The sequence below is a fragment of the Streptomyces sp. HSW2009 genome (genome assembly GCF_040240285.1).
GTDB lineage: Bacteria > Actinomycetota > Actinomycetes > Streptomycetales > Streptomycetaceae > Streptomyces.
Map to the genome: position 1 here is coordinate 1 of NZ_JBEHZD010000649.1, position 3900 is coordinate 3900.

5 protein-coding genes are annotated in these 3900 nt (G+C 75.4%); 4 read left to right on the forward strand and 1 reads right to left on the reverse strand.

Translation table 11 applies throughout. The features are described 5' to 3' along the window. Positions 1-232 (forward strand): hypothetical protein (locus tag AAHZ94_RS30140; protein ID WP_349996898.1); only part of this gene is annotated, 232 nt, incomplete at its 5' end. Between the two features lie 41 nt (positions 233-273). On the opposite strand, the gene AAHZ94_RS30145 is transcribed toward AAHZ94_RS30140, so the two are convergent. Next, entirely contained in the window at positions 274-636 is a 363-nt protein-coding gene (locus tag AAHZ94_RS30145; RefSeq protein WP_349996899.1) for a DUF952 domain-containing protein, read from the reverse strand. Positions 637-1013: 377 nt separating this feature from the next. On the opposite strand from AAHZ94_RS30145, the gene AAHZ94_RS30150 reads away from it, so the two are divergent. The 3 genes from AAHZ94_RS30150 to AAHZ94_RS30160 all read left to right on the forward strand — a co-directional run bounded on the left by AAHZ94_RS30150 (position 1014) and on the right by AAHZ94_RS30160 (position 3783). Then, positions 1014-2099 carry a prephenate dehydrogenase gene (locus AAHZ94_RS30150; RefSeq protein WP_349996900.1) on the forward strand — a complete coding sequence of 362 codons (1086 nt, stop codon included), beginning with the start codon at positions 1014-1016 and terminating at the stop codon, positions 2097-2099. 263 nt (positions 2100-2362) lie between these two features. Next, positions 2363-3088, forward strand: a complete 726-nt coding sequence (cmk, locus tag AAHZ94_RS30155; protein WP_349996901.1) for a (d)CMP kinase — start codon at positions 2363-2365, stop codon at positions 3086-3088. Positions 3089-3177: 89 nt separating this feature from the next. Continuing rightward, entirely contained in the window at positions 3178-3783 is a 606-nt protein-coding gene (locus tag AAHZ94_RS30160) for a lysophospholipid acyltransferase family protein (RefSeq protein WP_349996902.1), read from the forward strand. Positions 3784-3900: the final 117 nt, after the last annotated feature.

Consider the following 3900-nt stretch of genomic DNA (forward strand, 5'->3'; position numbering starts at 1 on the left):
GGGGGGGGGGGGGGGGGGGGGGGGGGGGGGGGGCGGGGCGCGCCCGCCGGCCCGGGCCGACCGCCGTGACGCCGGCCCGGTCGGCACGGGGCGACACCGCGTCAGCAGCGGCCCGCCGGGCAGGGCAAGCCTCCACGCGGACCAGGCCAGGGCCGCGGTCCGGAGCACCACGGCGTTGCCGCACCGCCGGGCTACAGCGCCGCCGCCCACCGCGATCCCCGCGCCCGCGTAGGCGCTCGTACGAAGGGCGGCGCCCCGCCCGGTCCCGTCCGGTTACGACCAGGGGCCGAGCCCGACGGCCCGCCCGTCCGCATCGCGCTCGACCTCCATCATGCCGGCCACCGCGCCCCGGTTGACGTGCCCGTACACGTGCGGGAAGCGGGTCGTATCGGGCACGCCGGGCGGCGGCTCGGGGTCGGCGGCCTCCCAGCGGACCATCGGGTCCAGCTTCTCCTCGTCGATGAGCAGCACCATCAGCGGCCCTACGGTGTCCCGGAAGTACGCGGTGGCCACCGCCAGCGTCGTGGCCTCGTCGGGGGAGCAGTGCACGAACCCGTCGTCGGCCAGCGAGCTCGGGGCGTACGGCCGGTCCGGCGCGGTCAGCCAGTCGTCCAGGGGAACCACGTGGAAGATCATGCGGAACGTTCTACCGGAATCCGGGCGCCGCGTACCCCCTGCGACCCCACGGACGTGCCCGCACACCCACCCCTCGGCCGCACCCGGCACCCGGCCGCACTCACCCCTCAACCGAACCCGGCCCCGGCCCGCACCCCCGTGCCCCTCCTCGCTTAGCCCGCAAGCCCGCAAGCCCGCAAGCCCGCAAGCCCGCAAGCCCGCAAGCCCGCAAGCCCGCAAGCCCGCAAGCCCGCCGGTCGGGGCGTGCCGTGGCCGGACCCGGGCATTCCGTCTCGGCTGGTGGGCAGTGGGCCGGTCGGCGCGCCGGGGCTGGTTAGGGTGGCGGTGAAGCGGTACGTGACCATGCCCAGCCGCAGCGCGTAGAAGGACAGCACCCAGTGAGAACCGCTCTCGTCATCGGCACCGGCCTCATCGGCACCTCAGCCGCGCTCGCACTGACCGGCCGCGGCGTCCACGTACACCTTGCCGACCACGATCCGGGGCAGGCCCGCACCGCAGCCGCGCTGGGCGCCGGCAGCGACACCGAACCCGAAGGCCCGGTCGATCTGGCCATCGTCGCCGTACCGCCGGCGCACGTCGCCGACACCCTCGCCGACGCGATGCGCCGCGGCCTGGCCCGCGGCTACCTGGACGTCGCCAGCGTCAAGGGCGGCCCGCGCCGGGAGCTTGAGGCCAAGGACTGCGACCTGACCCACTACCTGGGCACGCACCCGATGTCCGGCCGCGAGCGGTCCGGGCCGCTGGCCGCCAGCGCCGACCTCTTCGAGGGCCGCCCGTGGGTGCTCACCCCGAGCCGGGACACCGACACCGAGGTGCTGAACCTGGCACTCGAACTCGTCGCGCTCTGCCAGGCCGTGCCCGTCGTGATGGACGCCGACGCGCACGACCGCGCGGTGGCCCTCGTCTCGCACACCCCGCAACTGGTCTCCAGCATGGTCGCGGCCAGGCTCCAGCACGCCGACGAGACCGCGGTGCGCCTCTGCGGCCAGGGCATCCGCGACGTCACCCGGATCGCGGCCTCCGACCCGGGGATGTGGATCGACATCCTGTCCGCCAACCCGGGGCCGGTCGCCGACGTGCTCGCCGACCTCGCCGCCGACCTGGACGAGACGGTACGGGCGCTGCGCGCGCTGGAGTCCGCGCAGGAGGCCGAGCGCGACGACGGGGCGGCCGGCATCGCCGACGTGCTGCGCCGCGGCAACGCCGGCCGGGTCCGGGTGCCGGGTAAGCACGGGGCCGCGCCCGCCGCGTACGACACGGTGACGGTGCTCATCGGCGACCAGCCGGGCGAGTTGGCGAGGATCTTCGCCGACATCGACCGGGCCGGCGTCAACATCGAGGACGTCCGCATCGAGCACGCCACCGGCCAGCAGGCGGGCCGCATCCAGCTCGTCGTCGAGCCGGGCGCGGTGCAGCCGCTGACCACCGCCCTGCGCGAGCAGGGCTGGCCCATCCGGCACTGAGCCGCCGGGCGACCGCGGGCGACCGCCGGCACCCGCGGCCGGTGACGCCGGCGGGGCGGGCCCTGGCGGCGGCGCGGAGCGGTCGGGCCGACCGGTGGGCCCACGGGGCGGGGCGGGGCGCGGTGCTCGCCGTGCTCCCCAGGCGTTCCCGGCCGTGGCGTGGGGCCGGGGACTGCACGGGATGGTCATTCCAACAAGTAACCTTGTCGGAGACTTCTCCATTCGTGAACACTCCGTGTCCGCCCCGTAGTAACGCCCCGTGCATGAGGAAGGTGTCTGTCACCGTGGAAACCGCCGCCAGGACCGTACCGGCAGCAGTGATTGTCGGCATCGACGGCCCCTCCGGCACGGGCAAGTCCAGCACCTCCAAGGCCGTTGCGGCCAAGCTCGGCCTGCGCTACCTGGACACCGGCGCCCAGTACCGGGCGATCACCTGGTGGATGCTGACCAACGGCATCGACGTGAACGACGCAGCGGCCGTGGCCGAGGCCGCGGCCAAGCCCGCCCTCGTCTCCGGTACGGACCCGGCGGCGCCGACCATCACCGTGGACGGCGCGGACGCCGCGGGCCCCATCCGCACCCCCGAGGTCACCGCGGCGGTCAGCGCGGTCAGCGCCGTGCCCGAGGTGCGGGCCCGGCTGACCGAGCTCCAGCGCACCATCGCCGCCGATGCGCCGCGCGGCATCGTGGTCGAGGGCCGGGACATCGGCACCACCGTGCTGCCGGACGCGCACCTCAAGATCTTCCTCACCGCATCCGAGGCCGCCAGGGCCGCCCGGCGCAGCGGTGAGCTCGGCGTCAAGAGCGCATCGGAGGTCGCCGCGACGCAGGCTGCGCTCGCCAAGCGGGACGCGGCCGACTCGGGCCGCAAGACCTCGCCGCTCGCCAAGGCCGCCGACGCGGTCGAGGTGGACACCACGGAGCTGACCTTGGACCAGGTCATCGAGTGCGTCGTCACCCTCATCGAAGACAAGCAGCAGGGCGCGTGAGCACGGCCGCGGCGGAGCGTACCCGGGAGCAGCAGCCCGGGCCGAGCGGGCCGGGCGCCGCCGTCGGCCGCCGGATCGGCATCGGCCTGATGTACTCGCTGTGGCGCCCGCGGGTGCTGGGCGCCTGGCGGGTGCCGGCCGCCGGCCCGGTCATCTTCGCGGTCAACCACGCGCACGGGCTCGACGGGCCGATGCTGATGGGCACCGCGCCCCGGCCGGTGCACTTCCTGATCAAGAAGGAGGCGTTCGTCGGGCCGCTCGACCCGTTCCTGCGCTCCATCGGCCAGCTCAAGGTGGACCGGCAGAGCGTGGACCGGGCGGCGATCACCGACGCGCTCGGCGTACTGCGCCACGGCGGCGTGCTCGGGATCTTCCCCGAGGGCACCCGCGGCGAGGGCGACTTCGCCTCGCTCCGCGCGGGCCTGGCCTACTTCGCGGTGCGCGGCAACGCCCCCATCGTGCCGGTGGCGGTGCTCGGCACCAGCGACCGGCGCGGCCGGGCCATAGCGGCGCTGCCGCCGCTGCGCCACCGGGTCGACGTGGTCTTCGGACCGGCGTTCTCCGCCACCGGCGACACCCCGGGGCAGGGCTCCGGCGGTCGGGCGACCCGGGCGGTCCTGGACACGGCGACCGTACGCATCCAGGCGCGGCTGAGCGAGCACCTGGCCGACGCCAGGCGCCTCACCGGCCGCTAGACAGACGTGAGCGGCGGGGCGGCAGGGGCCCCCGCCGCGGGGCGCCCGGGGACACCCCCGTGTGGTTTAAACCTATGTCGCGGGCGACCCTAAACCGAGTGTTGATATGGGGGGGGG